Raw genomic sequence first — 3,348 nt, forward strand, 5'->3', positions numbered from 1 at the left:
GTCCGGGCTTCCCGGCGTTCCGGCGCGGACGTACCGCCCCGGGGTGGTGCCCACGATCCGCTTGAAGTGCCGGGTGAGATGGGACTGATCGTGGAAGCCGGCGGCCGTGGCCACCTCGCCCGGCGGCCGTCCGTCGAGCAGCAGACGGCGAGCCAGATCGACACGGCGGGACGTCAGGTACTGATGCGGGGCGATGCCGAACGCGCCGCTGAAGGCCCGCACGAGATGCGTGGGATGGGCGTGGACCAGACGCGCGGCCTCCGCCAGGGTGAGGCCGTCGAGCAGCCGTGCGTCGAGCAGATCGCGCAGGTCCCGGGCGACGCCCCGGCCGTCCTGTGCCGCACCGCCGCCATCCGGTCCGGAGCCGAGGAGCGTCCGCAGCCGCTCCCCCACGAAAGCGAGCCGGCTCTCCGCCTCGAACGCCTCTCCGGGGTGCGCGAGAGCCGCGTGCAGCTGGCCGACGCGCGTACGCAGCAGGGGTTCGACGAAGTCCGGGTGATCCACCGCGGGTCCGATGAGGCTCGCGTCGAGCTGGGTCGTGTCGAGGTAGACGACGCGCTTGCGGAAGCCGTGCGCCGTGGCCGGCGAGCCGTTGTGCGGGACGTGCGGTGGCAACAGGCTCACGGTGTCGCGCGGCGTGCCGCGCTCGTACCGGTCGAGGTCGTAGCGGACGGCTCCGTCGTCGACGATCAGCAGCGTCCACGCGTCGTGGACGTGCATGGGGTAGGCGTGCTCGGTGAAGTGGGCGTGGAACACCTCGACGACGCCCGCGACCGGCGGCCGCCAGGCGGAGGTCTCCGGTACGGATGTCACGCCAAGAACGTACAAGACGGGACGGGCGGGCGTCGCGGAGTCTCGGAGCATGAACACCGAGAACGAGAACGCCCCCGGAAACGCCCGAGGCGTCGCCCCGTACGAGAACGCCCCCGTCCGCCTCGACACCAAGATCGCCGTGCTGCTCCGCGAGGACCTGGAGACCTGGCAGCGGCTGAACGTCACCGCCTTCCTGGTCAGCGGGCTCGGCTCGGTGGCGCCGGAGGTCGTCGGCGAGCCGTACGAGGACGCCGATGGCACCCCGTACCTGCCGATGTTCCGTCAGCCGGTGCTGGTCTTCGAGGGTACGAAGGAGGTGCTGACCGCCGCGCACACCCGGGCGCTCTCCCGCGCGCTGCCGAGGTCCCTGTTCACCTCGGACCTGTTCGCCACGGGCAACGACCGGGACAACCGGGCCGCCGTCCGGGCCGTGGGCGTGGGCGCGCTCGATCTGGTGGGCCTGGCGGTGTACGGCCCGCGCAACGCGGTCGACAAGGTCCTCAAGGGCGCCCGCATGCATCCGTGAGTGCTCAGGCCTGCGTCTTCAGGCTGCTTCTTCAGGCCTGCGTCTTCAGGCCTGCGTCTTCAGGAGCCGAAGGCCGGTGTCCGGCCGGCGTCGTCCCACGCCTCGCGGGCGGCGGCGATGACCGGCCGGTGCTCGATCGACCAGTCCGCCAGCGCTTTGACCAGGTGGGTGAGGCTGTGGCCCAGATCCGTGAGCTCGTACTCGACCTGGGGCGGAACGGTCGCGTACACGGTCCGGTTCACCAGTCCGTCGCGCTCCAGGCGCCGGACGGTCAGGGTCAGCATGCGCTGCGAGACGCCGCCCGGGATCCGGCGCTGCAACTCCTTGAACCGCCTCACTCCGGAGGCGAGTTCGACGATCACGTAGACCGACCACTTGTCGCCGAGCCGGTCCAGCACGTCCCGCACACCGCACTCGTCCTGCGGGGTCTCACAGACGATCACCGGCTCCTGCGGCTCGGACGTGGTTACACCGGTGTGCCCTACCGACATCGAAGTGCCTCCTTATGCGATCCGCGTCCACTCCCCAGGATGAGAACACACGGCTCAGGAGGGAACTTCCATGTTGCTCATCACCGGTGCGAACGGCGCTCTCGGCAAGCTCGTCGCCGAAGAACTGGCCGACCGCGACGACGTCGTCCTCGGCACGCGGACCCCGCGTTCGACGACCGAGCGGCGCATCGACTTCGACGACCCGTCGTCGCTGGACCTCACCGGAGTGGAGACCCTGCTGCTCATCTCCGCCGGATACGGCGAGGACGACGTCGTCCTCGCCCGGCACGAGGCAGCGATCTCCGCCGCCGAGAAGGCCGGTGTGCGGCACGTCGTCTACACCAGCCTGAGCGGCGACGGCGACCACCTGCCCTTCGCCCTGGCCCACCGCTGGACGGAACGCCGCCTGACGCGCTCGCCGTTGAGCTGGACGGTGCTGCGCAACGGCCTGTACGCCGAGTTCCTCGCCGCAGTCGCGGCACCCACCGACGACGGCACGATCACGGCCCCGCTGGGCGACGGCAGGCTGGCGGCCGTGGCCAGGGAGGACCTGGCGGCGGTGGCGGCCCGGGTGGTGGCCGAGCCCGGAGCGCACGCGGGAAAGGTGTACGAGCTCGTCGGCGAGGAGCCCCTGGGCGGCGACGACGTGGCCGGGGCGGTCGGCGGACGGTACCGGCCCAGCTCGCTGGCGGCGGCCCGCGAAGCGATCTCCTCGGCCGGTGCGGCCCTGCCCTTCCAGGTGCCCATGCTCGTCGGCACCTACTCGGCGATCGCCGCGGGCTTCCTCGACGGCGGCGCGATCGCGGACAACGCCCTGCCGGGGCTCCTCGGCCGCACGCCGACTTCCGCCCTGGACGTGTACCGGGCGTCGGTGGCGCGCTGACACCCGTGGCCGAACCTCACAGGGACATGCGGCAGTACAGACGCCGCTGCGGCCCGGCGTCGCGGGCGAGTTCTCCGAGGCGTTTCAGGAAGTCGGCCATCAGCTCAGGGCTCTGTCCCGCACCGTCCTCGGTGCGGGTCCACGCGGTGGCGGCTTCCAGGAGGCGATCCGGGGTGGCTTGCGCGAGAGCATCCCGGAGGGTGTCCGTGAGCGAGACGAGCCACGGCCCGTCCTGATCGTCCTCGTTGAGCAGTTCGCAGAAGCGCGGGCAGGCCTCCACCTGCTCCTCGGGCACACCCGTCAGGCAGGATTCGACGGTACCGAGAATCCCATCGGGCATGACCCCTTTGAGTCCGATCGTGCCGAACGGATCGGCCAGGCCGGCATCGCCTTCGGACCGTGCGATCGCCTGGGCGTCGTCGGTGGCCGCGTAGTAGTCGTAGAGGTTCCCCATGACCGGATCGTGCCTCAAGGGCGGGTGCCGCAGAAACCCCAGGTCCACGGTATTGCCCGTGAACGCAGAAAACCCCCGTGCCACAGGGCACGGGGGTCTCCCGGAAAAATTGTTCGGCGGCGTCCTACTCTCCCACAGGGTCCCCCCTGCAGTACCATCGGCGCTGAAAGGCTTAGCTTCC

Annotated in this window: 5 protein-coding genes; 2 read left to right on the forward strand and 3 right to left on the reverse strand. The window is 70.9% G+C overall.

All coding sequences use genetic code 11. The annotated features are described in order from the left end of the window. Window positions 1-864: AraC family transcriptional regulator (locus tag ACFWEP_RS33295; protein ID WP_387375833.1), on the reverse strand; the 864-nt coding region annotated here is incomplete at its 3' end. Between ACFWEP_RS33295 and ACFWEP_RS33300 the strand changes: the two genes are divergently transcribed. Further along, on the forward strand, window positions 863-1,339 hold the full coding sequence (locus ACFWEP_RS33300; RefSeq protein WP_387375835.1) for a DUF2000 family protein: 477 nt from the start codon (window positions 863-865) through the stop codon (window positions 1,337-1,339). The genes ACFWEP_RS33295 and ACFWEP_RS33300 overlap by 2 nt on opposite strands. Before the next feature lie 59 nt (window positions 1,340-1,398). Here ACFWEP_RS33300 and ACFWEP_RS33305 read toward each other — a convergent pair whose 3' ends face one another. Further along, window positions 1,399-1,830: a winged helix-turn-helix transcriptional regulator gene (locus ACFWEP_RS33305; RefSeq protein WP_387375837.1), complete on the reverse strand. Its 432-nt coding sequence runs from the start codon at window positions 1,828-1,830 to the stop codon at window positions 1,399-1,401. A 70-nt stretch (window positions 1,831-1,900) separates the two neighbouring features. Here ACFWEP_RS33305 and ACFWEP_RS33310 point away from each other — a divergent pair, with 70 nt between their 5' ends. Next, on the forward strand, window positions 1,901-2,713 hold the full coding sequence (locus tag ACFWEP_RS33310; RefSeq protein ID WP_387375839.1) for an NAD(P)H-binding protein: 813 nt from the start codon (window positions 1,901-1,903) through the stop codon (window positions 2,711-2,713). A gap of 16 nt (window positions 2,714-2,729) precedes the next feature. On the opposite strand, the gene ACFWEP_RS33315 is transcribed toward ACFWEP_RS33310, so the two are convergent. Next, the gene (locus ACFWEP_RS33315; protein ID WP_387375841.1) at window positions 2,730-3,167 is read right to left on the reverse strand and encodes a hypothetical protein; all 438 of its coding nucleotides are present in this window, start codon (window positions 3,165-3,167) and stop codon (window positions 2,730-2,732) included. Between the last annotated feature and the right edge of the window lie 181 nt (window positions 3,168-3,348).

Origin of the sequence: Streptomyces sp. NPDC060198 (assembly GCF_042728415.1) — a bacterium.
GTDB lineage: Bacteria > Actinomycetota > Actinomycetes > Streptomycetales > Streptomycetaceae > Streptomyces.

Bases quoted from the DNA above. Each gene is read 5' to 3' on its own strand.
- ACFWEP_RS33300 (WP_387375835.1), top strand. From the start codon at position 863: ATGAACACCGAGAACGAGAACGCCCCCGGAAACGCCCGAGGCGTCGCC.
- ACFWEP_RS33305 (WP_387375837.1), bottom strand. From the start codon at position 1,830: ATGTCGGTAGGGCACACCGGTGTAACCACGTCCGAGCCGCAGGAGCCG.
- ACFWEP_RS33310 (WP_387375839.1), top strand. From the start codon at position 1,901: ATGTTGCTCATCACCGGTGCGAACGGCGCTCTCGGCAAGCTCGTCGCC.
- ACFWEP_RS33315 (WP_387375841.1), bottom strand. From the start codon at position 3,167: ATGGGGAACCTCTACGACTACTACGCGGCCACCGACGACGCCCAGGCG.